This window comes from Bacillus sp. 05T31, assembly GCF_056396725.1.
In genome coordinates, this window is the sequence record NZ_JBFTMA010001281.1 from 1 (window position 1) to 559 (window position 559).

General features: G+C 30.5%; 1 pseudogene. It reads left to right on the plus strand.

The annotated features are described in order from the left end of the window. A pseudogene (locus AC1DJR_RS32925) lies at positions 1-468 on the plus strand (CPBP family intramembrane glutamic endopeptidase); the annotation flags it as partial. Between the last annotated feature and the right edge of the window lie 91 nt (positions 469-559).

The following is a 559-nucleotide window of genomic DNA, read 5'->3' on the forward strand; positions in this document are numbered from 1 at the left end:
ATAAAGTTCTTATTTAATCACTGCAATGAATTGGGATTTCTCCTACTCATTGGTCTTACAATTGCAGCTTTGTCTGCATTTTTAGAGGAGATCATTTGGCGCGGGAATCTTCATTACTATTCACGAAAAAAATATTCATTAATACAAACCGCAATAATTACAGCTTCACTTTGGTCTTTATAGCATTTACCAGTAGCACTCTTTTATAAGAACTATGAGTTATGGTTTGTAGGAATATTAAGTTATCTATCATTATTATTTATATTATCTATAATTTTGACGTACACGAGAGAGTACGGTCGTTCTGTACTACCACCCGCAATTTTACATGGTATGTTTAATGTATTTTTTTTAATAGATGGATTGCAAAACAAGTGGGATGCCAGCCTAATGGAGTTAATTAAATTTATCTTKYTAGCAATTGYGCTCKGCATKRTGTAYCTTATACATCGAAAAGTTAAARAATAGTTAACAATTTAAAAAATTGTTTCAGTTTAATGTACCTTAATTARCTCATTAAGTACTTCAACACCTTTCAACTATTCAATAATCGTATAGG